Origin of the sequence: Streptomyces sp. ME19-01-6 (genome assembly GCF_033793745.1) — a bacterium.
Taxonomy (GTDB): domain Bacteria; phylum Actinomycetota; class Actinomycetes; order Streptomycetales; family Streptomycetaceae; genus Streptomyces.
Genome location: NZ_JARAXF010000020.1, coordinates 131143 through 151936 on the forward strand (window position 1 = coordinate 131143; position 20794 = coordinate 151936).

The 20794-nt window shown below is 70.3% G+C and carries 31 protein-coding genes and 1 pseudogene; 19 read left to right on the plus strand and 13 right to left on the minus strand.

What is annotated here, in order from left to right; all coding sequences use genetic code 11:
• Positions 1-13: 13 nt before the first annotated feature.
• From PV419_RS34715 to PV419_RS34730, 4 genes are all read left to right on the plus strand, one after another.
• A complete protein-coding gene (locus PV419_RS34715) occupies positions 14-265 on the plus strand; it encodes a hypothetical protein (protein ID WP_319695743.1) in 252 nt (83 codons plus the stop codon).
• A 34-nt stretch (positions 266-299) separates the two neighbouring features.
• On the plus strand, positions 300-566 hold the full coding sequence (locus PV419_RS34720; protein ID WP_319695745.1) for a hypothetical protein: 267 nt from the start codon (positions 300-302) through the stop codon (positions 564-566).
• On the plus strand, positions 563-1252 hold the full coding sequence (locus tag PV419_RS34725) for a collagen-like protein (protein ID WP_319695747.1): 690 nt from the start codon (positions 563-565) through the stop codon (positions 1250-1252). Before PV419_RS34720 ends, PV419_RS34725 begins: the two co-directional genes overlap by 4 nt.
• A 97-nt stretch (positions 1253-1349) precedes the next feature.
• Entirely contained in the window at positions 1350-2012 is a 663-nt protein-coding gene (locus PV419_RS34730; protein ID WP_319695748.1) for an HNH endonuclease family protein, read from the plus strand.
• A gap of 65 nt (positions 2013-2077) precedes the next feature.
• On the opposite strand, the gene PV419_RS34735 is transcribed toward PV419_RS34730, so the two are convergent.
• The 3 genes and pseudogenes from PV419_RS34735 to PV419_RS34745 form a co-directional block, all read right to left on the minus strand.
• The gene (locus tag PV419_RS34735; RefSeq protein ID WP_319695750.1) at positions 2078-2377 is read right to left on the minus strand and encodes a hypothetical protein; all 300 of its coding nucleotides are present in this window, start codon (positions 2375-2377) and stop codon (positions 2078-2080) included.
• Positions 2378-2379: 2 nt separating this feature from the next.
• Positions 2380-2664 (minus strand): hypothetical protein, encoded by a 285-nt coding sequence (locus PV419_RS34740; protein ID WP_319695872.1) that lies wholly within the window; start codon positions 2662-2664, stop codon positions 2380-2382.
• A gap of 105 nt (positions 2665-2769) precedes the next feature.
• Positions 2770-2907: pseudogene (locus PV419_RS34745) on the minus strand (DUF4236 domain-containing protein); the annotation flags it as partial.
• 157 nt (positions 2908-3064) lie between these two features.
• Here PV419_RS34745 and PV419_RS34750 point away from each other — a divergent pair.
• The 4 genes from PV419_RS34750 to PV419_RS34765 all read left to right on the plus strand — a co-directional run bounded on the left by PV419_RS34750 (position 3065) and on the right by PV419_RS34765 (position 6238).
• A complete protein-coding gene (locus PV419_RS34750; protein WP_319695751.1) occupies positions 3065-3340 on the plus strand; it encodes a hypothetical protein in 276 nt (91 codons plus the stop codon).
• Positions 3337-4374: a tyrosine-type recombinase/integrase gene (locus PV419_RS34755; RefSeq protein ID WP_319695752.1), complete on the plus strand. Its 1038-nt coding sequence runs from the start codon at positions 3337-3339 to the stop codon at positions 4372-4374. Before PV419_RS34750 ends, PV419_RS34755 begins: the two co-directional genes overlap by 4 nt.
• Before the next feature lie 592 nt (positions 4375-4966).
• Positions 4967-5416 carry a lamin tail domain-containing protein gene (locus tag PV419_RS34760; RefSeq protein WP_319695861.1) on the plus strand — a complete coding sequence of 150 codons (450 nt, stop codon included), beginning with the start codon at positions 4967-4969 and terminating at the stop codon, positions 5414-5416.
• Positions 5417-5557: 141 nt separating this feature from the next.
• Complete coding sequence (locus PV419_RS34765) at positions 5558-6238, plus strand: DUF6233 domain-containing protein (protein ID WP_319695862.1); 681 nt, start codon at positions 5558-5560, stop codon at positions 6236-6238.
• Here the strand turns inward: PV419_RS34765 and PV419_RS34770 are convergent.
• Positions 6150-6377 carry a hypothetical protein gene (locus PV419_RS34770; protein ID WP_319695754.1) on the minus strand — a complete coding sequence of 76 codons (228 nt, stop codon included), beginning with the start codon at positions 6375-6377 and terminating at the stop codon, positions 6150-6152. The two genes, PV419_RS34765 and PV419_RS34770, sit on opposite strands and share 89 nt — an antisense overlap.
• 138 nt (positions 6378-6515) lie before the next feature.
• Between PV419_RS34770 and PV419_RS34775 the strand changes: the two genes are divergently transcribed.
• On the plus strand, positions 6516-6770 hold the full coding sequence (locus PV419_RS34775; protein ID WP_319695756.1) for a hypothetical protein: 255 nt from the start codon (positions 6516-6518) through the stop codon (positions 6768-6770).
• A gap of 2 nt (positions 6771-6772) precedes the next feature.
• Positions 6773-6994 carry a hypothetical protein gene (locus PV419_RS34780; RefSeq protein ID WP_319695757.1) on the plus strand — a complete coding sequence of 74 codons (222 nt, stop codon included), beginning with the start codon at positions 6773-6775 and terminating at the stop codon, positions 6992-6994.
• A 34-nt stretch (positions 6995-7028) separates the two neighbouring features.
• On the opposite strand, the gene PV419_RS34785 is transcribed toward PV419_RS34780, so the two are convergent.
• Together PV419_RS34785 and PV419_RS34790 are read right to left on the minus strand one after the other, a co-directional pair.
• A complete protein-coding gene (locus PV419_RS34785; RefSeq protein ID WP_319695759.1) occupies positions 7029-7208 on the minus strand; it encodes a hypothetical protein in 180 nt (59 codons plus the stop codon).
• A gap of 30 nt (positions 7209-7238) precedes the next feature.
• Positions 7239-7511 (minus strand): winged helix-turn-helix domain-containing protein, encoded by a 273-nt coding sequence (locus PV419_RS34790; RefSeq protein WP_319695761.1) that lies wholly within the window; start codon positions 7509-7511, stop codon positions 7239-7241.
• A gap of 157 nt (positions 7512-7668) precedes the next feature.
• Here PV419_RS34790 and PV419_RS34795 point away from each other — a divergent pair, with 157 nt between their 5' ends.
• Positions 7669-8103, plus strand: coding sequence for a hypothetical protein (locus PV419_RS34795; RefSeq protein ID WP_319695763.1), 435 nt, complete (start codon positions 7669-7671; stop codon positions 8101-8103).
• Between the two features lie 133 nt (positions 8104-8236).
• On the opposite strand, the gene PV419_RS34800 is transcribed toward PV419_RS34795, so the two are convergent.
• Both PV419_RS34800 and PV419_RS34805 read right to left on the minus strand, forming a co-directional pair.
• Positions 8237-8884 (minus strand): GntR family transcriptional regulator, encoded by a 648-nt coding sequence (locus tag PV419_RS34800; protein WP_319695764.1) that lies wholly within the window; start codon positions 8882-8884, stop codon positions 8237-8239.
• Positions 8885-9238: 354 nt separating this feature from the next.
• Entirely contained in the window at positions 9239-9826 is a 588-nt protein-coding gene (locus tag PV419_RS34805) for a DUF5134 domain-containing protein (protein WP_319695766.1), read from the minus strand.
• A gap of 158 nt (positions 9827-9984) precedes the next feature.
• Between PV419_RS34805 and PV419_RS34810 the strand changes: the two genes are divergently transcribed.
• Together PV419_RS34810 and PV419_RS34815 are read left to right on the plus strand one after the other, a co-directional pair.
• Positions 9985-10941, plus strand: a complete 957-nt coding sequence (locus PV419_RS34810; RefSeq protein WP_319695768.1) for an SDR family NAD(P)-dependent oxidoreductase — start codon at positions 9985-9987, stop codon at positions 10939-10941.
• Positions 10942-11000: 59 nt separating this feature from the next.
• On the plus strand, positions 11001-11126 hold the full coding sequence (locus PV419_RS34815; RefSeq protein ID WP_319695770.1) for a hypothetical protein: 126 nt from the start codon (positions 11001-11003) through the stop codon (positions 11124-11126).
• Here the strand turns inward: PV419_RS34815 and PV419_RS34820 are convergent.
• Entirely contained in the window at positions 11085-11684 is a 600-nt protein-coding gene (locus PV419_RS34820) for a GNAT family N-acetyltransferase (RefSeq protein WP_319695771.1), read from the minus strand. The two genes, PV419_RS34815 and PV419_RS34820, sit on opposite strands and share 42 nt — an antisense overlap.
• 134 nt (positions 11685-11818) lie before the next feature.
• Here PV419_RS34820 and PV419_RS34825 point away from each other — a divergent pair, with 134 nt between their 5' ends.
• Positions 11819-12694 carry a hypothetical protein gene (locus PV419_RS34825; protein ID WP_319695773.1) on the plus strand — a complete coding sequence of 292 codons (876 nt, stop codon included), beginning with the start codon at positions 11819-11821 and terminating at the stop codon, positions 12692-12694.
• Here the strand turns inward: PV419_RS34825 and PV419_RS34830 are convergent.
• Both PV419_RS34830 and PV419_RS34835 read right to left on the minus strand, forming a co-directional pair.
• The gene (locus PV419_RS34830) at positions 12691-13830 is read right to left on the minus strand and encodes a winged helix DNA-binding domain-containing protein (protein WP_319695775.1); all 1140 of its coding nucleotides are present in this window, start codon (positions 13828-13830) and stop codon (positions 12691-12693) included. The two genes, PV419_RS34825 and PV419_RS34830, sit on opposite strands and share 4 nt — an antisense overlap.
• A gap of 166 nt (positions 13831-13996) precedes the next feature.
• On the minus strand, positions 13997-14389 hold the full coding sequence (locus PV419_RS34835) for a VOC family protein (RefSeq protein WP_319695777.1): 393 nt from the start codon (positions 14387-14389) through the stop codon (positions 13997-13999).
• 99 nt (positions 14390-14488) lie between these two features.
• On the opposite strand from PV419_RS34835, the gene PV419_RS34840 reads away from it, so the two are divergent.
• A complete protein-coding gene (locus tag PV419_RS34840; protein WP_319695779.1) occupies positions 14489-15043 on the plus strand; it encodes a GNAT family N-acetyltransferase in 555 nt (184 codons plus the stop codon).
• Between the two features lie 37 nt (positions 15044-15080).
• Here the strand turns inward: PV419_RS34840 and PV419_RS34845 are convergent, their stop codons facing one another.
• Complete coding sequence (locus PV419_RS34845; RefSeq protein ID WP_319695780.1) at positions 15081-15764, minus strand: glycerophosphodiester phosphodiesterase; 684 nt, start codon at positions 15762-15764, stop codon at positions 15081-15083.
• A gap of 262 nt (positions 15765-16026) precedes the next feature.
• On the opposite strand from PV419_RS34845, the gene PV419_RS34850 reads away from it, so the two are divergent.
• The 3 genes from PV419_RS34850 to PV419_RS34860 are packed head-to-tail and all read left to right on the plus strand — an operon-like array spanning position 16027 to position 19333.
• The gene (locus PV419_RS34850; protein WP_319695782.1) at positions 16027-17433 is read left to right on the plus strand and encodes a DUF6421 family protein; all 1407 of its coding nucleotides are present in this window, start codon (positions 16027-16029) and stop codon (positions 17431-17433) included.
• 44 nt (positions 17434-17477) lie between these two features.
• Complete coding sequence (locus PV419_RS34855) at positions 17478-18263, plus strand: SDR family oxidoreductase (RefSeq protein WP_319695784.1); 786 nt, start codon at positions 17478-17480, stop codon at positions 18261-18263.
• Complete coding sequence (locus PV419_RS34860) at positions 18242-19333, plus strand: threonine aldolase family protein (protein ID WP_415925437.1); 1092 nt, start codon at positions 18242-18244, stop codon at positions 19331-19333. Before PV419_RS34855 ends, PV419_RS34860 begins: the two co-directional genes overlap by 22 nt.
• Positions 19334-19423: 90 nt before the next feature.
• Here PV419_RS34860 and PV419_RS34865 read toward each other — a convergent pair whose 3' ends face one another.
• Positions 19424-20152, minus strand: a complete 729-nt coding sequence (locus tag PV419_RS34865; protein ID WP_319695786.1) for a lysophospholipid acyltransferase family protein — start codon at positions 20150-20152, stop codon at positions 19424-19426.
• Between the two features lie 272 nt (positions 20153-20424).
• Here PV419_RS34865 and PV419_RS34870 point away from each other — a divergent pair, with 272 nt between their 5' ends.
• A complete protein-coding gene (locus PV419_RS34870) occupies positions 20425-20763 on the plus strand; it encodes a thioredoxin family protein (protein WP_319695788.1) in 339 nt (112 codons plus the stop codon).
• The last annotated feature ends 31 nt before the right edge of the window (positions 20764-20794 follow it).

The following is a 20794-nucleotide window of genomic DNA, read 5'->3' on the forward strand; positions in this document are numbered from 1 at the left end:
GGAGAAACCCGCCATGTCGAACCTCACCACCCTCGGCAAGACCGCCCAGACCTACGCCAAGGACCTCGCCGAGCGCGTCGTCTGGACGTTCCTCACCGCCTCCGCTGGTGTCGCCGTCGCCGCCGGCCCGGCCGACATGTTTCGTGTCAGCTTCTGGCAGGGCGTCGGCACCGCCGGGATAGCCGCCGCCGGCAGCCTCCTCAAGGGTGTCGTCGCCCGCGTCATCGGCGACAAGAACTCCGCCTCGACCGCGCCTGGCGTCTGATCCTGCCCACGTTGCGCGACCCGGAGGGCGCCGCATGGACGCCGCCATGGTCACAGCGATAGCCGCTCTGGCAGCCTCGCCCGTGGCCGCGGTGGCCGCCATGTTCGGCACCAAGGGCGCGAACCGGGCAACCCGGGAGGGCGGAGTCATCGGCGGCTACAACAACCTCACGGATCAACTCCAGGAGGAGCGCAAGGAACTGCGTGCCGACCTGGCGACGGTCCGCGCCGAGCTGGCAGCGGAGCGAGCCGAAGTGGCCCGACTCAAGGCACTGGTGTCGCAGCTCGGGGGGCAGGCATGACCCGAACCGAGCGCATGCTGTACCGCCGTCGACACCTCCTGTGGATTGTCGCTGCCCTGCTGTTCCTCGGCGGCGCGATCGCGCTCGCATTCCTGCAGATCGAGCACGAGTCGAACCGGGGCGATCAGCTCGCCACTGAGGCGGATCTGCGCGGCAACGCGGTCAGCACTCTTGCCACCGACGTGCGGCAACTACGGGCACAGCTCAAGGCCGAAGGCAAAACACCAGTGGCGCCAGACCCGACGCAAGCGGTGGAGGATCTGCCGGCCCGCACGGAGGTGCCGGTTCCCATTCCGGGACCGAAGGGTGACAAGGGCGATCCGGGTACACCCGGCCGCAATGGAAGCGACGGCGAGACGGGTAAGCCCGGCCAAGACGGCGCCGCGGGTACCCCCGGAAAGGACGGGTCCCCGGGAGCTGACGGCCAAGACGGAGCACCCGGCGCCCAAGGCGAGAAGGGAGACCCGGGAGAGAAGGGCGAGAAGGGGGACACAGGCGAGCAGGGGCCGCAGGGTGAACGCGGTCCGGCTGGACCGGCCTGCCCGGACGGGTACTCCCTGCAGGCGCCAAGCTGGGATCCGGATGCTCTCGTCTGTCGCCGTGACGGTGCACCCGATCCTTCGCCGTCCTCGCCGTCTGGTCTGCTGTCTCTGGGCCTGGATCCGCAGCGTCGCGAGTACCCGTAGCTTCGGGTCCCACCCTTGAGTGACCTTCCTGCCGTTCTCGACCACCGGTCGCTCTGCCGCCGATACGACTGTGCCGACCCCTACGTGGAGGAGAGGCATGAGAAAGCTGAAGATCCTGGCGGTCGGTATCGCAGCGGCGGCGGCTCTGGCCGGCTCGGCTGCCCCGGCGTCGGCGGATCCGGGCGAAACGGTGACGACGACCCTGCGACAGGCGGTCGCGGACCTGCCTGTCGCGGACGAGGATCGCGCTGGCTACGAGCGCACGAAGTTCAAGCACTGGATCGACGCGGACCATGACGGCTGCAATACCCGGGCCGAGGTGCTACTGGAGGAGGCGGTCGCCCCGCCGACGGTGGGCGCCGGGTGCAGCATCTCCGGCGGCCAGTGGCACTCGTACTACGACGACGCGGACCAGACGGTGGCCCGCTCGCTGGACATCGACCACATGGTTCCGCTCGCCGAGGCCTGGGACTCGGGCGCCTCGGCGTGGACGGCGGCGGAGCGGCAGGCATACGCGAACGACCTCGACGACGAGCGGGCGCTGGTCGCGGTGACGGCGCGGGAGAACCGGCAGAAGGCCGACCAGGACCCGGCCGAGTGGCTACCGTCGTCGCCCGGCGCCCGCTGCCGATACGTGACCGAATGGACCGTGGTCAAGACCCGCTGGGGCCTCACAGTGGATGACGTCGAGGCAGAGGCGCTGCGCGAACTGGCGGCCGGATGCCCGGACGAGGAGCTGACGGTGGTCCTCGCCCGCTGACCAGGTAGCCTGACGGCGATGCCCCCGCCTGCTTACCTCAGGCGGGGGCATCATGCTGCGTGGGCTCAGACGTCGGAGAACGTCACAGTCATCGCATCGAGGGAGTCGGCGAGCGGGTCGGTGCCGCGGTCCCGGCAGAGGAAGCAGCGGTAGCCGTCCTGGCCGTCGGGCGCCACGTACAGGTGCGGGTCGCAGAAGTATCCGCCGCACCCATACTCGTCGCCGCCCGGCGTCTGGCCGCAGAGGGCGTCGAGCCCACGCCACACCTTGGCCGTGCAGTCGGGCCTGTCGCACATGGCCTCGACGCTGTACCCGGCTTCGATCTTCTCGCCGTTGCGGACGACCTCGTAGTAGCCGTATCCCACGATCACTTCTCCTTGTCGTCGTTGCTGCGGTTGATGATGTCGGCGAGCCCGGCGTCGACGTCGAGCACCTCGTCCAGGTCGTCGACCATGCGGGTGTGGGCCTCGGTCAGGGTGCGGTCCAGGACGGCCTCGTTGGCGGCAACGACGTCGGCCGCGTTCAGCTCCGGGCCGGGGTTCGGCCCCTGATAGTTGCCGCCGCAGGAGCAGTGCTGACCCTCGTAGATGTAGCAGTGCTTGAAGTGCGGGCCGGTCGGCAGGCGGTTGCCGTTGAGCGTGGGCGCCGGCATTGGCGGCGTCTTCGCTGCAGGAACTCCCTTGGGAAGAGCGCCGCCCTTCCGGCGCCGCCGGGTGCCTGTCGTCTGCGTTACGGAGACCCCAGGGGCCAGTCGGACTGTACTGGTGCGTCGACCCTTGCTGTTATAGGTGACCCGCCCGGCCTTGCCGCCGACGCTCACGCTTGACGACCTGTTGCCTAGGCGGACTCGGATGCCGGGCGCCAGCCTGAAGGACTTGTTGATCCGCAGCCTCATCGAACCCCCTATGCCGTGAAGGCTCGACCGTAGCGCGCAGCGGTGCCACCGCGCCCCGGACGGCGCTGAAGGGAGCCGCGAGGTCGCGCGGCCTGTGGCGATCAACCAACTCTATGGTTGATAATGACAGTTATCCAATACTGAGAAGGGATGGCCAGTGCCCGCCTTCAAGCGCCTCAAGCGGTCGGACCTCGATGTCCTGACCCGAGCAGAACTTCAGGACCGCATCGAAGCTGAGAACGCCTACTGGGATCGCAAGTGCCGCAGGGGCCTCAGCGAGGCCGATGCTGCTGCGCACCGGGAGTTCAGCGTGATCCTCCACGCCGCGATCGACCCCGGCGCATCCCTGGCTCACGCACAGCACTACCTGGAGACCGGTGTGGACAACGGCTACTGGGGCGAGAAGCCGGGTGCCCCGCGGAGCAAGCCGTGACCGCCCTTGTCCCGCGCCCCTCGGTAGAGCTGTCGACCGACCGGCATGACCCCCGCGACGACTGGCCCGATGAAGCCCGCGCCCTCGCCGACCACCTCGCGGGCATCTACGGCGACCGCGACCCGCTGCCAACCATCGCCGGAGGATGGGTCGCCCGCCAGAAGAGCCGCCACACCCGGCGGGCCTACGTCCGCACCTTCAAGGCGTGGGAGGAGTACGCCCGCTCCACCACCGTCCACCCGCTCCAGGCGAAGCTGCCGCTCGCCGACGCCTACGCCAAGCACCTCGCCAAGACCCCCACCCGCAACGGACGACCCCCTGCTGAGACCACCCAAGCGCAGGCTCTCGCCGCCGCCGGGTCGTTCTACACATACGCCGCACGGCTCCAAGCCGTCGACTCCGACCCGTTCGCCGCCGTCAACCGGCCCTACGTCGACCCCGACTACAGCCCCACCGAAGGCATGACCGACGAGGAGACCACCCGGCTGGTCGAGACCGCACGCGACTGGGCACCCCGCTCCTACGCCCTCGTCATGCTCCTCTACCTCACCGGCGCCCGCGTCGACGAACTCCTCTCCCTCAACGCCGACCAGCTCGGCTACGACCGAGGCCACCGCACTCTGCCCCTCACGCAGAAGGGCGGCAAGAAGCGGCCCGCCCCCGTGCCGCCGCTCGCCCTCGACGCGCTCCTCGCCTACCTCGGCGACCGCGCCGAAGGCCCACTGTTCGTCACCGAGACCGGACGCCGCTGGACCCAGCCCGAAGTGTGGAAGCACCTCCGCGTCCTCGCTCGCCGCGCCGGCATCCCGCAAGCCGCCAGCATCAAACCCCATACGTTGCGGCACCAGTTCATCACCGACAACCTCGCCAACGGCGTCCCACTCCAGGATGTTCAGGACGCCGTGTCGCACTCCGACCCGCGCACCACTCAGCGGTACAACCGACGCCGCCGCCAGCTCGACAACCACCCCGCCTACGCTCTCGCCGCCAAGCTCGGCGAGCGGCTCCGACCCGACGAGGAGAGCAGCAGGTAAGGGAACGTTATGCGCTAGCTCGCCGCAGAGGGGCGACGCCGAACCCTTGCCCGTGGCCCCACCCCGGGCGCAAACTGTCGGCGTCCCTGCTGCGGCAGGGTCCGGGTGTTCCGTCCCTGAGCTGCGACAGGGCGGACGCTCGGAGCGTCCCTCCCGGTCCTCCCCACGGGAGGGCCGACGGCTACTCGTTATCGATCCAGAAGTAGCCGTCCCCTGGGCAGGCGTTGTTGGTGCAATCCCACCTGACTGGGACCTCTGGGTTGAGTTCGTCGGTGAACCCGATGTTCTCGCTGTAGACGACGCGCCCCTGATGGCCGCAGTCGGGGCAGGGCTGGTCGCGGAGGCGACGGGCTTGTGAGAGGTGGTATCGCTTCTTCGGTCTGTCCATGAGGCCAGGAGAGCACGGATTCACGCGCGCATTGCCCCGGCTCCCTTAGGCAGGGGGCGTCGTGCTGTCTGTCGCTTTCGAACGCCTCGTACCTTCGGTCCCGGATCGGTAACGGCGACCGGTACGTGAGGTTCCGCCCGTAGTGTGATCGTCCTCGCCGGGACCATGGGGGGTGCCCGGCCTGACTCATGAGGACGATCGTTGATTCGTACCCGCATGCTCGCTGCCGCCGTCGCCACGGCCGCGGCTACCACTGTCGCCCTGCTGCCCACCCAGGCGCAGGCCGCCGGCTCCATCCACCTGTACAAGGTCTATTACGACTCGCCCGGCTCGGACACCCGCTCCAACTCGAGCCTGAACGCCGAGTACGTTCAGATCAAGAACTCGACGAGCAGCGCCGTGCAGCTCAAGGGCTACACGGTCCGGGACAACACCGGCTACACGTACACGTTCCCCTCGTACAAGATCAGCGCGGGGAAGACGGTGAAGGTCCATACCGGCAAGGGCACCCAGAGCCCGGGGCACGTCTACTGGGGCCGCGGCTCCTACGTGTGGAACAACGACAAGGACACCGTGACGCTCCGCACGGCCAGCGGCGCCTTCCGGGACTCCTGCTCGTACAACTCGACCCGCTACGACTACAAGATGTGCTGAGCCTGCCGCTCGTCACGGCGCCCCGTCTCGTTTTGAGGCGGGGCGCCGTGCTGTCAGCCCCCCGACCACGAATCGAACTAGAATCGAACGGTGGGTGTGGAGGAGTGGCGAGCGAAGGCCGGGCCGTGGGCGCGGGCGACCATGCCGGACGCCCAGGAGCTCGACGTCATCCTCACCCAGTGGACTCGAACCCCCGACGGCCGCTGGTGGGCCGAGTGCGAGGCGATCCTCCCCGCCCGCTACGAGCACGCCGACGGCCGCACCCGGCTGACTGGGGCACCCACCCCGATCAGCGTCCTCGCCGACGACATCACCCCCATCCCCGGCGAGGACTACTCGGCCGTGCCGACGGACGGCGCGATCGCAGGACGCCAGTGGACCGTGGAGAAGCTGCGCGACTACACCGAGGATGCGCCGGCCGCCCGTCTTCACCGCCGTGACTGCTGGCAGGCCCGCGACTCCCACCAGCGCATCACCACCGAGGACGCCGTCGACCGGCTCGCCCGCCGGGCCATCGCCGTGTGCGACATATGTCGACCGGATCGGGCACTTCGCCGCTTATGCCGTGCCACACTGGGGTCGGCCCCCGCTGCATCCCCCGTCGGCGGGGGCCGCTTCACGCCCCGGCGCTGTCGGCACCCCCGCGTACCCTTGAGGCATCTATCCGATTTACTGCGTGGGCTGCGCAGCTGCTCGGAGCACCGCCCCGCCAACACGGCGGGGCGGCGGCATGTCAGCCCTCGGACGGCTCCGGATGCCGGGCGGCCTTCTTCACCTTCGCTTCCAGCTCGTACCGGTTACCGTCGCCCGCCGCCTCGGTGATGGCAGCCTGTACGGTCTCGGCCGCCGTCCGCCACCGCTCCCACTGCTCGCGGTGCTCCTCGCCGTCCAGTCCCCGGAGCGTGGCATGCTCCGTGTCGGCGGCTTTTTGCAGGTCAACGAGTCTGTCGATATCACTCACGGCCGGATTCTAAGCCGCCTCGGCGCGCCGTCTCATCGAAGGCTTCATTCAGGGGCTTGCCAACCTCGCATCACGTGCTGCATAGTTGAGTTGTGAGGCCGAGGGAACAGCCCAAAGCCCCAATCCCAGGGGGGAACCATGAGCTACACCGCCGAAATCACCATCAGCTCCGCCGTCGCCCTCGGCGACAAGTGCGCCGTCACCGTCGTCGCCGACAACGACATCCGCCAGGGCATGGAATCCACCGACACCCCGCTCCCCATCGACGGCGACCACACCCGCGAGCAGGTCATCGACGCAGCCGAAGGCATCCTGCGCGCCAACGGCTGGAAGGTCACCGGCAACTGGGAAGACGGCGACAACTCCTACTACGTCACCGTCGAGCACGCCTGACCATGGCCGACGAACTCTGGACGATAGACCAGGTCGCCGACTTCCTCGGGGTCAAGCCGAGCAGTGCACGCGGCGCCCTCTCCCGCATGGGGGTGCGAGCCCGCTCCTTCCGCCCCCACCCGGACAGCAACCGGGCCCAAGCCCTCTACGACCCCGAACAGGTCCGATCCGCGCGCGCTGCACGACCTGGACAAGGCGCCCGCACCGACCGCAAGACCGCTTGACCCGAGACCCCGCCCACCGGAGGGCGGGGTTTCTTCATGCCGCCTCCGGGAGCCCGCCCCGCTGAGCCTCGACCCACGCCGCCAGCAGCCGCCCGTACTCCACCCGCTCCGCCGGCCACAGGGGCCGCCCGGTACGCGCCGCCATGAACCTACGGATCGCCTCGTTCGCCGCAGCAGCAGGCGCGGCATCCGGGGGCGGGAGCATCTCGGGCATGCGAACAAGACTACGGGCAGGGTCGGACAATCAGCCCTCGTCGGCAGACTGCCCTGGCTCGGCGACGAATGTGCCCTTCGCGGGCAACGTCAACACCATCCCCCGATCCCGCAGCTCCTGCACAGCCCGCCGTATCGACGCCACCGACACCCCGTACTCCTGCGCAAGATCCCGCTCACCAGCCAGCCGCGCACCAGGCTTCAAACGGCCCACCCGGATCTGCCAAGCGACATGGTCCGCGACCTGCATGTACACATAGGCAGCCGCCGAGGTGTCCACCACCGGCTCACGATCACCGCTCATGCCAGCAACGTAAAACGGTGCTGAGCAGGGCACATCTTCAGGGAGCGGCGCACCGCTGTGCACCGCTACGCACCGCACTGCATAGCGGTACGATGCTGGACCCCCGCGACCGTGCGACCGGCCCGGGGGCATGGACCACCTGAGAGAGCAGGCAGACATGCACGAGCCTACGGCCGGACCGCGTCCCAGCAGCAGCCCCCGAGCCGAAAGCATCGCCGCCCAGCTCGCCGCCCTCACCGGCAGCACCCCACGCGTCACGACAGGCGCCGGGCGCACCCGCATCGAGGCAGACCTCCCGCCCCGGATCAGCGACGCCGGCCGCCACATGCTGTACGCCGCCCTCGCGAGGGCCGACCACTACGGGCACGAGCCCACCGACGGGGGCGGCTACGTGTGGGCCGAGCTCGGGAAGCCGCTCCCGGACCCGCGAACGCTGACCTCGGGCCAGCTTCAGGGCCTGGCGTGCGCCTGGTGCGGCGCCCGCCTGTACACGTGCCGGCGCCTCGGCACCGTCCAGATCCCGTGCGGGCTTAACGAACGGTTGAGCGAGACGGCGGAATTGATGGTCTGCAGCCCTCTGTGCCCCCTGTAGCAGCAGTGAGTTACCTGCTCTGGCCACGACTTCGACGCGGCGTGATGAGTTAACGCTGGGTTAAGTCGATATCGCATATATCTGCGCCGCACACCTAGCGAGACGCGCCCACCTGCGGTTCACTGATCAGTCCCTACCGGCCCGTGTGGCCCCGACCTTGCGGGTAGGGGCCGAACCGCAGAACCCAGCGATCCATCGGGAGGATCGAATCCGATGTCTCAACTGGAAGTCCGGCAGCGTCGAGACGGGTTCGCACGAGCCGATAGACCACCGTGTCCATCGGCAGCCGCAGCGCCTGAGCCTGCCCCGCATCCAGACGCACGGCGTCCACCTCGAAGACCGCGGAGGAGTGCCTGCGCCGCCGGCCGCGTCGCCAGCTGGTGACGAGCAGCGCCGACCGGCCGCCTGGGTCCCAGCACTCCAGCGTTTCCCACTGGACGGCAGTGCCCACAGTGATGTCGAGGCGGGCTGCCAGGTCGGGGGTGGCGCGGCAGGCGCCGGAGTCGAGGACTTCGCCGCCGTGGTGCCAGTCGCCGTCCGGGTTGGTGAGTGCGCGCACGGCCGGAGGGTAGGCGACAAAGAGGCGCTGGCGCTGCTCTCCCTCGAGAACGCCATCCTTGCGGAGGAGAGTGACGGCGAGGCGGATGGTCTGTTCATGGACGCCGTACTCCGCCGCGAGGGCGGCGCGTGATGGGATCTGTTCGCCGGGCGCCCACTCGCCGGAGTCGATGCGGCGGATGAGGTCGTCCGCGATGCGCCGATGCAGCGCCCGCTCCGCCATCCCGACCCCTAGATGATCACCCTGGTGAAGTGATCAGGCTAGGAATCTGGGAACTCGCTTGATATATCCAGATGCCCCGCTCGACGGGTGGGTGTCACGGGCGCCCCATGCCGTGTGATCAACCAGTCGTTTTCCAACCCCCCTCAGTGAACGGCCGACCCCGGGCTCTGCTTACCCCCAGGTGCACCCCGGGGTCGGTCTCTGTGTGTTTCGTGAGTGGGAGATGGGAGAGAGATGGGAGATGATCTTGTCTGACCCAGGGGAAACCGTGTCCGACCATGACTGACTTCGGAGGTGTCTTCTCAGGTCAAAGCCCTAGTCAGGGGTGGTTATCCCTCGTTGTGGCTATCACCCTCAGAGCGTCACGAGCATGGCCAGCATCCCGATCCCCATGGACAGCCTGCACGCGTCCGCGAGTTCGGGCCGCCGCGACCCGGCGAGCCCCTCGGTGCCGCCGTACGCCCCGGCCGGCGCCAGCCGTGTCGCCGACCACACCACATACACCGCGAAGTACACGAGCAGCACACCCGTGAGCAACGGCACCCCGCCCGGCGCCCGCCCCTGCGCCATGTGCCCGGCGTGGCCGCCCCCCGCCGGGGCGCCCACCGCCATCGCGAGCGCCATGTAGACCATCGCCAACGCCCCGACGGCGTGGTGCAGATGATGCCCCAGCGCCCTGCCGCCGCCGCGCGCCGCGGGCAGCAGCGCCCGTACGGCCGCCACGGCGAACACCGCCGCGAGCAGAGAAGGGCCCCACGGCCGGGGGTCCAGCGCCGCGGCGGGCACCGCCATCACCGCCATCCCCCACCCCATCAGCGCCTCCGCCCCCGCGGCCCGCCGCACCCGGCCGGGCGGCTCGCCGCGCATCCGCAGCAGGCAGTACGACCCCGAGGCCGCGCACAGCGCGACCAGCAGCCAGCCGGCGAGCGGCGGTCCGTGCACGGCGCACCTCCCGGGACGGACGGATCCCCCGGAGGCTGCCCGGCGAGCGCCCGGCACACGGGAGCGCACGGGGGCAACGGGGGAGCGCGATCCGCGTGGCCGGGCCCGAAGCTGCGATCTTGACCTTGCGTGCACTCCAAGTCATAGCGTCCCGGGACATGACGACCGAGCAACACAAGATCGGCAGCGGCTTCGGCGGGCACAGCACGGCGGACGACATACTCACCGGGATCGACCTGTCGGGCAGGACCGCCCTGGTCACCGGCGGCTACTCCGGCCTCGGCCTGGAGACCACCCGGGCCCTCACCCGGGCCGGCGCCCGCGTCCTCGTCCCCGCCCGCAGGCCCGCCACGGCACAAGAGGCCCTGCGCGGCATCGCGGGGACGGAGGTGTGGCAGCTGGAGCTGTCCGACCTGGAGAGCGTACGGGCCTTCGCCGACCGCTTCCTGGCGACCGGCCGAGCCCTCGACATCCTCATCAACAACGCGGGCGTCATGGCCTGCCCCGAGACCCGCGTCGGCCCCGGCTGGGAGGCGCACTTCGCGATCAACCACCTCGGCCACTTCGCCCTCGTCAACCGCCTCCGCCCGGCGCTGGCCGCCGGCGGGGCGCGGGTGGTCTCCGTGGCCTCGTCGGGCCACTTCCTCTCCGACATCCGCTGGGACGACCTCCATTTCCGCACGGGCTACGACCGGTGGCTGGCCTACGCCCAGTCCAAGACCGCGAACGCCCTCTTCGCCCTGCACCTCGACACCCTGGGCGCGGACAGCGGAGTGCACGCCTTCGCCCTGCACCCGGGCTCCATCCTCACCCCCCTCCAACGGCACATCCCCCGTGACGAGCAGATCGCCCAAGGCTGGATCACCGCCGACGGCAAGCACGCGGACGGCTTCAAGACCCCGGCCCAGGGCGCGGCGACGGCCGTGTGGGCCGCCACCTCCCCCCTGCTGGACGGCCACGGCGGCGCGTACTGCCAGGACTGCGACATCGCCGAGCCCGCCACGACGGACGACATGCTGATCGGCGGCGTCAAGCCCTGGGCCGTGGACCCCGCCTCGGCGGCCCGGCTCTGGGAGCTGTCCAGCGACCTGACGGGGCTGGATTCGTTCTCGTAGGGACTGCCGGGCGATGTCGCGATGGCGATGGAGCGAGACCGTGGCCGATAATCGGCGTCATGGACGCCGGCGGGGAGTGGTTTTACCGGCTCGACACCCTCAATGTCGCCTACGGCCCCGCCGCCCCGGACGTCTTCCTGGGCTCACCGACACGTCGCGTCGACGAGCGCGGGTATCTGCGCTGACCGAGACCGTACGTGCAGATGGCCGTCGAGGGGGAACGCGGGCGGCGCGGCGGGCAGCAGCGCGGTCAGTTCGTACCGGCATTTCTGCGCGACACGGCATGACGCCGCGTTGTCCACTTGATGCAGGAGCTCAAGACGCGTCAGTCCGTCACCGGCGAACGTGGTGAAGGCCCAGTCGGTCAGCGCGCGCAGCGCCCGGGGAGCCACTTCCCGGCCGCGCGCGTGCGCCGCGGTCCAGTAACCGACCTCCGCAGAGGGAGCGCCGGGGGCGACGTTCTTGAGCACGACATGGCCCGCCAGCCTCCCTCCGGGCGCCTCTGTCCGGCTCTCGACCACAGCGAATGTGAAGCGGCTCCCCGCCTGCCATCCCCGTTGCTGCTCCTGGATCCACCGTGCCGCGCCCGCCTCGTCGTCCACGGCCGCCCTCGCCCAGCGGCGCAGGGCGCCGTCCCGATACAGCTCGGCCAGGGCGACGGCGTCGGCAGGAACCCAGGGGCGCAGGAGGAGAGCGGGCGCCCCTGGTGTGGCCTCCGCTGTCAGCCGTATCTCCGTCACCATGCCCAGCCTCACCGGCCGATCGGCCGACCTTCGAACCCTCTTACCCGCCATCGCGGAATTCTGGCACCGACCCCTGACATTCCTGAACAGGAGAAACTGGCTCCACAGTTGATCGACCGCGTCGAGGGAGAATCATGGACCTGCCGTCGGTTCCCGCCAGTGTCACCACAGTGATCACCTCTGGGACGCTGCCGCCGGAATTCACCGCGTTTTTCAGCCCTGCCGGAGAGCTGACCGACGGGACGGACTGGTCCGATGTCGCGTCAGCTGTGGACGGATATCCTGCGGCTGGAGGTCTGGACGAGAACGTGCGAGGTGCCCTGGCGCTCGCCGGGGCGTACGGCCGCCTGGACTCCCTGGAAGACGGCACGGACCCGGACGGCATGGACGAGGACAACGACCGGGCCGTCGAGCTGCTGCACGAAGCCGAAGCCCACGGCATCGACGAGGACGAGACCTCGGAGCTGTGGTGGTATTCCGAACACAAACGGAGCCTCGCAGCCGAGCTCCGCGATGACATCGCGGAAATGGACGCCTACGTGGCCGAGCACGGGGCGACACCGCGGGGGCGGCTGGAAGCGAAGCTGGGGCAGGCGCACGACCTCTACTCCGCCGGCGATCGTGCCGCGGCACTCGCGTTGTTCCGTTGGGTCGCGGAAATCAGTCCCTGGGACAGTGAGTTCAGCGGCTGCATGGACCGCATCGATGTCGGCTGGTGCCGTCTGCTGCATGACGCGGCCCATGTCGACGGACCGGAGGCGGCGCGGAAGATATGGCGGGAAGCCAGGGCGCATCACCGGGCGGCGAGGTTTCCCGTCACGACGCACGCCTGGCCGTTGACCGAGATGCTGGTGGGCACGGGGGTGCCGGACATCATCGAGGTGGTCATTCGCCAGTGGCTGGAGGCCGCTGAGGAGGATGGGCGGTCGGACGTGCCGGTGACCGAGGACGAGCACCGCATCTTTGAGCTCGCCCTGGCCGAAATCGAAGGATCTCCCCAAAGGGGCTAGCGCGGGAGTATGCGTACCTGAGCGCCGCTGAGTTTGGCCCACCAGTGGTCGTAGCGGCTGTAGACCCGGGGATCGCGGTCGGCGAGCAGGGTCGTCAGGGAGCGGGCCTCCGCGGAGAGTCCGTCCCACGCCGCGGGCGAGAGCTCGTGGAAGGCCGTCGCCTCGATGCCGCCGTCGACCGGTCGCCACACGCCGGCGACGTAGCCGTCGACCAGCAGGGTGGGCAGCACGTCGCCGTTGCTGCGGGTCACCAGTGGGCGGTAGGCCGGGGGGATCACGCGGCCGCGGTCGGCGTAGGCGAGCAGGATGCTGTCCCACATCGCCATGAGCCGGGGCGGGGCCGGGGTGTCCGCGGGAGGGCGCGGAGCGCCGGGGAGGTCGAACAGGGTGGTGCCGTCGGGCCCTTGCAACTCCTCGATCGCGCCGTCGAGCTCGCGCAGCGCCTGGCGGATCGGCGCCCGCTGGACCAGCGCGAACTGTGCCATGTCCGCGACGGATGCCGGCCCGAACCCTTCCAGATAGCGCAGGAGGAGTCTCCGCAGCGCCTCCGGGTCCGTCTCCCGCCCCATGAGTGTGGGGCCCGTCCGCGTCGCGCGGAAAGACGGCCGGGTGCCGAAGGACCACGGCCCGCCGGTGGCCGCGTGCAGCAGTGGGGCATACGCCCGCAGCCCCCACCACGCCCCGGCTTTCTTCTCGGGGCCGAGCCGTTCCTCGAGCCAGGCCTCCATCTCGGCGGCCGTTCGCGGCCGGTCGGCGAACGACAGCAGCCCCGGCACCAGTTCGTCGGCGTCGGCCGGAGTGAGGCCGGAGGCGGCGAAGCGGTAGCCGAGCCGGGAGGCGTACAGCGTCGGCTGCATCGCCTCGCGGAAGACCTGGTAGTCGTCGGCGTGGACCGCGTGCAGCGTGATCCGCAACAAGGTCGCCTTGACGACCGCGCGGTCGGCGAACGCGGCGTCCAGATCCGCCGGAGCGAATCCGACGAGCCGGTTCCACAACGCGAGGTACGGCGAGGCGGCGTACTGCGCCTGCAGCGCGACCACGCGGCGGACGGCGTCGAGGACACCCAGCGACTCGCGCCGCAGCAGCAGTTGGCGGCTGAGTGTGGCTCGATTGAGTGCGCGCGCGGTGATCTCCACAACCGGGGATTGTGCCGTGCGACGCCCCGCGGCCGCCAGTGCTGTCGGCCCGGTTGTACGGCAGTTTCACCGAGAACACGGGGTCCTTCGAGGGCGGTGGCTGAAGGCGAGCCGCCCCGCTCGTGCGTTCCCCGTGACGCATGGGCGGGGCGTCGTCATCTTCGGGTCAGATCCCTGGTCGGTACCGCATCGGGTGGTCGCCCGGCACCTCCACGACGGCGATCTTGACGCCGTCCGGATCGGCGATCCACATCTCGATCAGCCCCCAGGGCTCCTTCACCGGTGGGCGCAGCACCTCGACGCCGCGTGCCGTGAGTTCCTCGTGCGCCGCTTCGACGTCGGCGACCTGCAGCCACAGCTGGAGGCCCGGAGCCGGAGGGGTGTCGGAGCGGCCGGAGAGTTCGAGGAAGCCGCCGCCGAGGAAGTAGACCGTGCCGCGCTCGGGGCCTTCGCCGAATTCCCGGTAGACCGCGAGGCCGAGGGCCTGGCCGTAGAAGGCACGGGAGCGTTCGGGGTCGGTTGGCCGCAGCAGGGTGCGGCTGCTCAGTACATGCACCATGACGCGACCTTACGCATGGGCGGCGGGTTAAGGTCGACTGCCGTCGCAGGGCGGTGTCGCATATCGCAGGGAATCGCAGGGAAAGGAACATCCGTCGCCATGGAGACCGTGGACGCCGCCCGGCCCGCCGCCGAGCCGACCTTCCGGGCCGCGACCGAGGCCGATGTGCCGGGGCTGGTCGCGCTGATCGAGTCGGCCTATCGGGGGGACTCCAGCAGGGCGGGCTGGACGACGGAGGCCGACATCCTGGGCGGGCAGCGGACCGATCCCGAGGGGGTCGCGGCCGTGGTGAAGGGTGAGAACGGGCGGATGCTGGTGGTCGAGCAGGGTGGTGAGCTGGTGGCGTGCTGCCAGCTGGAGCACCGCGGCGACCATGTCTACTTCGGGATGTTCGCGGTGCGGCCCGCGCTGCAGGGCGCCGGGCTGGGCAAGGTGATCATCGCCGAGGCGGAGCGGTTGGCGCGGGCCGAGTGGGGTGCGCGGGAGATGCGCATGACGGTGATCTCGGCCCGCGAGGAGCTGATCGCGTGGTACGAGCGGCGCGGCTACGGCCGTACGGGGGAGATGACGCCGTTCCCGTACGGGAACGAGCGCTTCGGTATCCCGCGCCGCGCCGATCTCGAGTTCGAGCTGCTGGTCAAGCCGCTGGGGTGAGGCCCGCCGAAAACCGCAGAAGCGGGCGCGGGCCCGGTCACGCCGTGTAGCGGGCCGCTCGCCTGATCTCGGGGTAGTCGGTGGTGCCGCCGTCGAGGCCCAGCCCCCGGGCCAGCTTCAGATGGTCCGGGGTGTTCACCGTCCATCCGATGACCCTGAGGCCGGCCGCGTGGGCGCGCTGTACGAGCTCCAGGGTGAGCCGGCGGATGTTGAGGACCAGCATCCCGGCGTCGACCTCCCGCGCCCGGTCGATCACATCGAGGCCGTAGCGGCTGGCGACGAGCGCGGTGCGGGCGGTCGGCAGGAGGGTGCGGATCTCGGCGAGGGCCTCGTCGTGGAAGGAGATCACGTCCACGCGGTCGAGCAGGTTGCGGCGGGTGATCACCTCGGCGAGCGCCCGCGCGGCCGCGGTGTCCTTGATCTCCGCCTGGAGGGGCGCCCGCACGGCGTCCACGACCTCCTCGAAGACCGGGATGCGCTCGCCCTGCCCGGCGTCGAGCTCGCGCAGCTCCGCGAGGGTGAAGTCGATGATGGGCCCTTGGCCGTCGGTCGTGCGGTCCACGTCGGCGTCGTGCATCACCACGAGTGCGCCGTCCTTGCTCAGGTGCAGGTCCAGCTCGATGACGTCCAGGCCCTCGTGCTCGGCCCGAAGGAAGGACCGGAGGGTGTTCTCCGGCTCGACGCCCATCACTCCGCGGTGTCCGATGGTGAGAAAGGTCAACGGTGTCTCGCTCTTCTGTCGGCTCTGCCGGCCGGGCTGAGGCGGCTGCCCGGACCGGCGATCAGCGTAACGGCCCACCGCGACGCGGGGGTTAAGACGGGGCCGCGGCAGGTGCGCGGGTCGGCTACGGGCCCATGTATCGCAGGAAAAACAGCGGCGTGGAGGGGGTGGGGCAGGATAATTTCCGGCGCCACCACTTGAGCCGGAGAAGCACTGATGGATACGGTGTCTTGACGTGAGTTTCTTCGGTGGAGGTGTGGTTATGACGGAAATTCTTTCGTCTATGGTGGCGGAGGGTGTCATTCTGTCTGCGGAGCGTGGAGATCGCATAGTGGAGCACCCGTCCTGGCCCGCACTCAAGGACGCCGTGGAGACCATCAGGCCCTGGCAGTCCAAGGACGGCTCGATCGACTTCGAGGCCGACGGCGCTCCACCCCGCTCCGGGGTCCGGGCCGCCGTCGACCGGGTCGTGCGGGCTGTCGAGGAGCTGGCCCCGCTGCTGCCGCACGACGCCGCGTACCACCGAGCACTCGTCGCCGATCTGCGCCGCTGGGCCGAGGGCGGCTTCGGGGTGCCGGACTTCCTCGACTCGCTGCTCGCCTTCCAGCCCGCCCGCGGGCGCGCCGACGGCCTGCAGCACCTGGTCGTCTTCCCGATGTACACGCAGAACGGCAACCCGGACCGCAACCTGGAAGCGCTGGTGGTGCGCGTGGTGTGGCCGGAGTGGCTGGCCGAGCTCGAGCGCACCCGCTACGACAACCCGCTCTTCATCGGCCTGGCCTTCGAGGACTTCACCTCCGGCTACGACACCAACTCCGCGGTGCTCTTCCCCGAGACCATCGCCGTCCGCGAGGTCCCGGAGCGCTTCAGCTGGGGAGGGATCTTCTGTGACCGCGAGGCCGCCCGTTTCCGGCGGGTGAGCGAGGCCGCCGTCCAGGCGCTGCGCGTCGAACTCCCCGAGGACGTCCAGGGCATGCTCGCCGACCAGCGGCGCTGCCAGGAGGCGTTCGCCCTGTGGGACATGGTCCACGACCGCACCCACAGCCATGGCGACCTGCCCTTCGACCCCTTCATGATCAAGCAGCGCCAGCCGTTCTGGATGTACGGCCTGGAGGAGCTGCGCTGTGACCTCACCGCCTTCAAGGAGGCCGTGAAGCTGGAGGCCGAGGGGATCGCCCAGGCCCGCGACGTGCAGTACGCCGTGATCTTCGACCGGATGTTCCGGTTCCCCGTCACCGGCGACCGCGTACGCAACTACGACGGGCTCGGCGGCCAGCTGCTCTTCGCCTATCTGCACCAGCACGACGTCGTACGCTGGACGGACAACACCCTGCACATCGACTGGGTCCGCGCCCCGCAGGTCACCAACCAGCTGTGCGGCGAGATCGAGAAGCTGTACCGGGACGGCATCGACCGCCCCAAGCTCGTCCACTGGTTCAAGGCGTACGAGCTGGTGTCGTCCTACCTGGCCCCGCACCCCGGCTCGGTGTGGGCCAAGGGCCCTGACGCCCTTGACCTCACCCAGCCGCCGCGCAAGCTGGTGGACGACGTGCTCCCCGACGAGTTCCCGCTCAGCATGTTCTACGAGGCGCTCGCCAAGAAGCTGCGCGCCGTGGTCGCCTCCACCAAGGGCATTACGGCCGACAGCAGCGCACAGGCGGCGGCGTGAAGCCGGTGGCAGGGGTGAGCGCAGGGCACGAGGAGGCCACGACCATGACCACACTGACGTCGAGCCCCACCCCGAACGAGCCGAACGGCAAGGGGCTCCTGGACGGAGCCGTGGTCGCGGTGGCCGGCGCGGCGGGCCCGGCGGGCCGCGCCGTGCTGCTCCGCCTCGCCGAGGCGGGGGCCACCGTCATCGCCTCCGACGCGGACCCCGCCCGGCTGGCCGAAGCCGTGGATGCCGCCCGCTACGCCCACGGCGGGGCCACCGTCACCGGCGACACCGTCGACCTGCTCGACCTGCGCGCGGCCCGCGAATGGGCCGACCGCACCGAGAAGGAGTTCGGCCGGGTGGACGGCCTGGTGCACCTGGTCGGCGGCTGGCGCGGCAGCAAGACCTTCGCTGACGCCCCGCTCGCCGACTGGGACACCCTGCACAACCTGCTGATCAGGACCGCCCAGCACACCTCGCTGGCCTTCCACGACGCCCTGCTGCGCAGCGGCAAGGGGCGCTATGTCCTGATCAGCGCGGCGGGTGCCTCCCAGCCCACCGCCGGGAACGCCGCGTACGCCGCCGCCAAGGCCGCCGCCGAGGCCTGGACGCTCGCGCTCGGCGACTCCTTCCGGAAGCTGGGGGACGAGGGCGGCCCGGCCGCGGCCGCTGTCATCCTGGTGGTCAAGGCGCTGGTGCACGACGCCATGCGAGCGGAGCGCCCCAACGCGAAGTTCGCGGGCTTCACGGATGTCAAGGAGCTGGCCGAGGCCATCGCCGGAGTCTGGGACCGGCCCGCCCGGGAAGTGAACGGAACCCGTCTGTGGCTGACCCCCAAGCCGTGATCCCAGGGCGTACCGACGCCCGCCGCCACCACGACCCCGAGCTGCGCGGATTCGCCAGCGACAACTACGCGGGAGCCCATCCGGAGATCCTCGCCGCGCTCGCCCTCGCCAACGGCGGCCACCAGGTCGCCTACGGCGAGGACGAGTACACCGAGCATCTGCAGCGGGTGATGCGCAGCCACTTCGGGGCCACGGCGCAGACCTTCCCGGTCTTCAACGGCACCGGCGCCAATGTGGTCGCCCTCCAGGCGCTCACCGACCGATGGGGCGCGGTCATCACGGCCGACACCGCACACATCCACGTCGACGAGTGCGGCGCTCCCGAGCGCGTGGGCGGGCTGAAGCTGCTCACCGTGCCCACCGAGGACGGCAAGCTCACCCCCGAGCTCATCGACCGCGAGGCGTACGGCTGGGACGACGAGCACCGGGCCATGCCCCAGGTCGTCTCCATCGCCCAGAACACCGAGCTGGGCACCGTCTACACCGTGGACGAGATCCGCGCCATCTGCGACCACGCCCACGAGCGCGGCATGAAGGTGCACCTCGACGGGGCCCGGATAGCGAACGCGGCCGCGTCCCTGGACGTGCCGATGCGCGCCTTCACCAATGTGGTGGGCGTGGACGTGCTGTCCTTCGGCGGCACCAAGAACGGCATGCTCTTCGGCGAGGCCGTGGTGGTCCTCGACCCGGACGCCGTCCGCGGCATGAAGCACCTGCGCAAGCTGTCCATGCAGCTGACGTCCAAGATGCGGTTCCTCTCCGTACAGCTGGAGGCGCTGCTCGCCCGCGATCTGTGGCTGCGCAACGCCCGCCACGCCAACACCATGGCCCGGCGGCTGGCCGGGGGGGTCCGTACGGTCGAGGGGGTGGAGATCCTCCACCCGGTCCAGGCCAACGCCGTCTTCGCGCGGCTGCCGCACGATGCGGCCGAACGCCTGCAGAAGCGGTACCGCTTCTACTTCTGGGACGAGGCGGCGGGCGACGTGCGGTGGATGTGCTCCTTCGACACGACGGAGGAGGACGTCGACGGCTTCGTCGCCGCGCTCCGGGAGGAGATGGGCAAGGTGTAGCGCTTCCCCGGGCCCTGTCCAGCCGACGGAACAGCCGGTCGGACAGGGCCCGGGCAGGGCCAGGGCGGAGCGGGCCTCGTCGGAGAGCGGTCAGCGGCGGTCGAGCCCGGCCGCCTGGGCCGGGGTGGGCGCGGTGCCGCCGAGGTGGGCCGGGACCCACCAGGTGTCGTCCGCGTTCCTGGGCCGCACCGGGTACGCCCGCTGCGCCGCCTCCAGCAGCTCCTGCACCCGGGCGCGCACACGCTCGGTGAGCGTGTCCGACGGCTCGGTCGGGTCGGCCTCCATGGGCGCGCCCACCCGCATCGTGATCGGGAAGTGGTTGCGGCCCAGATCGCGCTTCTGGCCCTTGGTCCACAGCCGCTGGGTGCCCCACAGCGCCATCGGCAGCAGCGGTACGCCCGCCTCCTGGGCCAGCCGGGCCGCGCCCGTCTTGAAGTTCTTGAGGGTGAACGACTCGGAGATCGTCGCCTCGGGGAACACCCCGATGATCTCGCCCGAGCGCAGCGCCCGCAGCGCGTGCCGGTACGCGTCCATGCCCGCCGCGCGGTCGACCGGGATGTGCTTCATCGCGCGCATCAGCGGCCCGGCGACCTTGTGCCGGAAGACCGACTCCTTGGCCATGAAGCGGACCAGGCGCTTGGCCGGACGCGCGGTCAGCCCGCAGAAGACGAAGTCGAGATAGCCGATGTGGTTGCTCACCAGAACCGCGCCGCCCCGCTTGGGGATGTTCTCGGTGCCCTTGATGTCGAAGCGCAGATCCAGCGCCTTGAACATGGTGCGGGCGGCACCGATCACGGGCGGGTAGACGAGCTCTGCCATGGGGGGACCCTTCTCTTCTCCTGGGAGGGCTCTCCCGACGGAAGTTACGCGGCCGTAGGTTCGGGCTTCTGGCAGATGGTGCCCCATGTCGCGCCCCTCTGCCTACCGGGCGGACCCGTGGGGCCGGGAGATCCTCATCACGTCGGGCCCGGGCGTACGCCGAACGGGCCCAAAGAGGGATACCCGCGCGGGTGGCGGCACGGAATGTCCGCGGGGGCTTCGGCGCTGCACCCGGCGAGGGACGGAACCGGGGACGACTGGAAGGACAGCGGGTGCGAAGCGGGCAGGGCGAGCCGGACCACGGCGGGCGGCTGGATGCCGCGGAACTCGGTGCGCGGCTGGGGGAGCGGGCGACGCTCGTGCAGTTCTCCAGTGCGTTCTGCCAGCCTTGCCGGGCCACCCGGCGCGTCCTGGCCGACGTCGCCCGGATGGTGGACGGCGTGGCGCATGTGGAGATCGACGCCGAGGCGCGTCTGGACCTGGTGCGCAGACTGGACGTGGTACGGACCCCCACGGTGCTGGTGCTCGACGCCCAGGGCCGCATCGTGCGCCGCGCGGCCGGGCAGCCGCGTACGGCGGATGTGATCGCGGCGCTCGGCGCGGCGGTCTGAGTCGCCGACGGCGTCCGTTGGCAAGGTCACA

Coding starts and splice junctions, on each gene's coding strand:
- PV419_RS34800 (WP_319695764.1), bottom strand. CDS start 8,884: ATGGCGGAGCGGGCGCTGCATCGGCGCATCGCGGACGACCTCATCCGC.
- PV419_RS34810 (WP_319695768.1), top strand. CDS start 9,985: ATGACGACCGAGCAACACAAGATCGGCAGCGGCTTCGGCGGGCACAGC.
- PV419_RS34820 (WP_319695771.1), bottom strand. CDS start 11,684: ATGGTGACGGAGATACGGCTGACAGCGGAGGCCACACCAGGGGCGCCC.
- PV419_RS34815 (WP_319695770.1), top strand. CDS start 11,001: ATGGACGCCGGCGGGGAGTGGTTTTACCGGCTCGACACCCTCAATGTC.
- PV419_RS34740 (WP_319695872.1), bottom strand. CDS start 2,664: ATGCCGGCGCCCACGCTCAACGGCAACCGCCTGCCGACCGGCCCGCAC.
- PV419_RS34840 (WP_319695779.1), top strand. CDS start 14,489: ATGGAGACCGTGGACGCCGCCCGGCCCGCCGCCGAGCCGACCTTCCGG.
- PV419_RS34715 (WP_319695743.1), top strand. CDS start 14: ATGTCGAACCTCACCACCCTCGGCAAGACCGCCCAGACCTACGCCAAG.
- PV419_RS34850 (WP_319695782.1), top strand. CDS start 16,027: ATGACGGAAATTCTTTCGTCTATGGTGGCGGAGGGTGTCATTCTGTCT.
- PV419_RS34725 (WP_319695747.1), top strand. CDS start 563: ATGACCCGAACCGAGCGCATGCTGTACCGCCGTCGACACCTCCTGTGG.
- PV419_RS34780 (WP_319695757.1), top strand. CDS start 6,773: ATGGCCGACGAACTCTGGACGATAGACCAGGTCGCCGACTTCCTCGGG.
- PV419_RS34775 (WP_319695756.1), top strand. CDS start 6,516: ATGAGCTACACCGCCGAAATCACCATCAGCTCCGCCGTCGCCCTCGGC.
- PV419_RS34765 (WP_319695862.1), top strand. CDS start 5,558: ATGCCGGACGCCCAGGAGCTCGACGTCATCCTCACCCAGTGGACTCGA.
- PV419_RS34720 (WP_319695745.1), top strand. CDS start 300: ATGGACGCCGCCATGGTCACAGCGATAGCCGCTCTGGCAGCCTCGCCC.
- PV419_RS34835 (WP_319695777.1), bottom strand. CDS start 14,389: ATGGTGCATGTACTGAGCAGCCGCACCCTGCTGCGGCCAACCGACCCC.
- PV419_RS34795 (WP_319695763.1), top strand. CDS start 7,669: ATGCACGAGCCTACGGCCGGACCGCGTCCCAGCAGCAGCCCCCGAGCC.
- PV419_RS34785 (WP_319695759.1), bottom strand. CDS start 7,208: ATGCCCGAGATGCTCCCGCCCCCGGATGCCGCGCCTGCTGCTGCGGCG.
- PV419_RS34790 (WP_319695761.1), bottom strand. CDS start 7,511: ATGAGCGGTGATCGTGAGCCGGTGGTGGACACCTCGGCGGCTGCCTAT.
- PV419_RS34730 (WP_319695748.1), top strand. CDS start 1,350: ATGAGAAAGCTGAAGATCCTGGCGGTCGGTATCGCAGCGGCGGCGGCT.
- PV419_RS34855 (WP_319695784.1), top strand. CDS start 17,478: ATGACCACACTGACGTCGAGCCCCACCCCGAACGAGCCGAACGGCAAG.
- PV419_RS34825 (WP_319695773.1), top strand. CDS start 11,819: ATGGACCTGCCGTCGGTTCCCGCCAGTGTCACCACAGTGATCACCTCT.
- PV419_RS34865 (WP_319695786.1), bottom strand. CDS start 20,152: ATGGCAGAGCTCGTCTACCCGCCCGTGATCGGTGCCGCCCGCACCATG.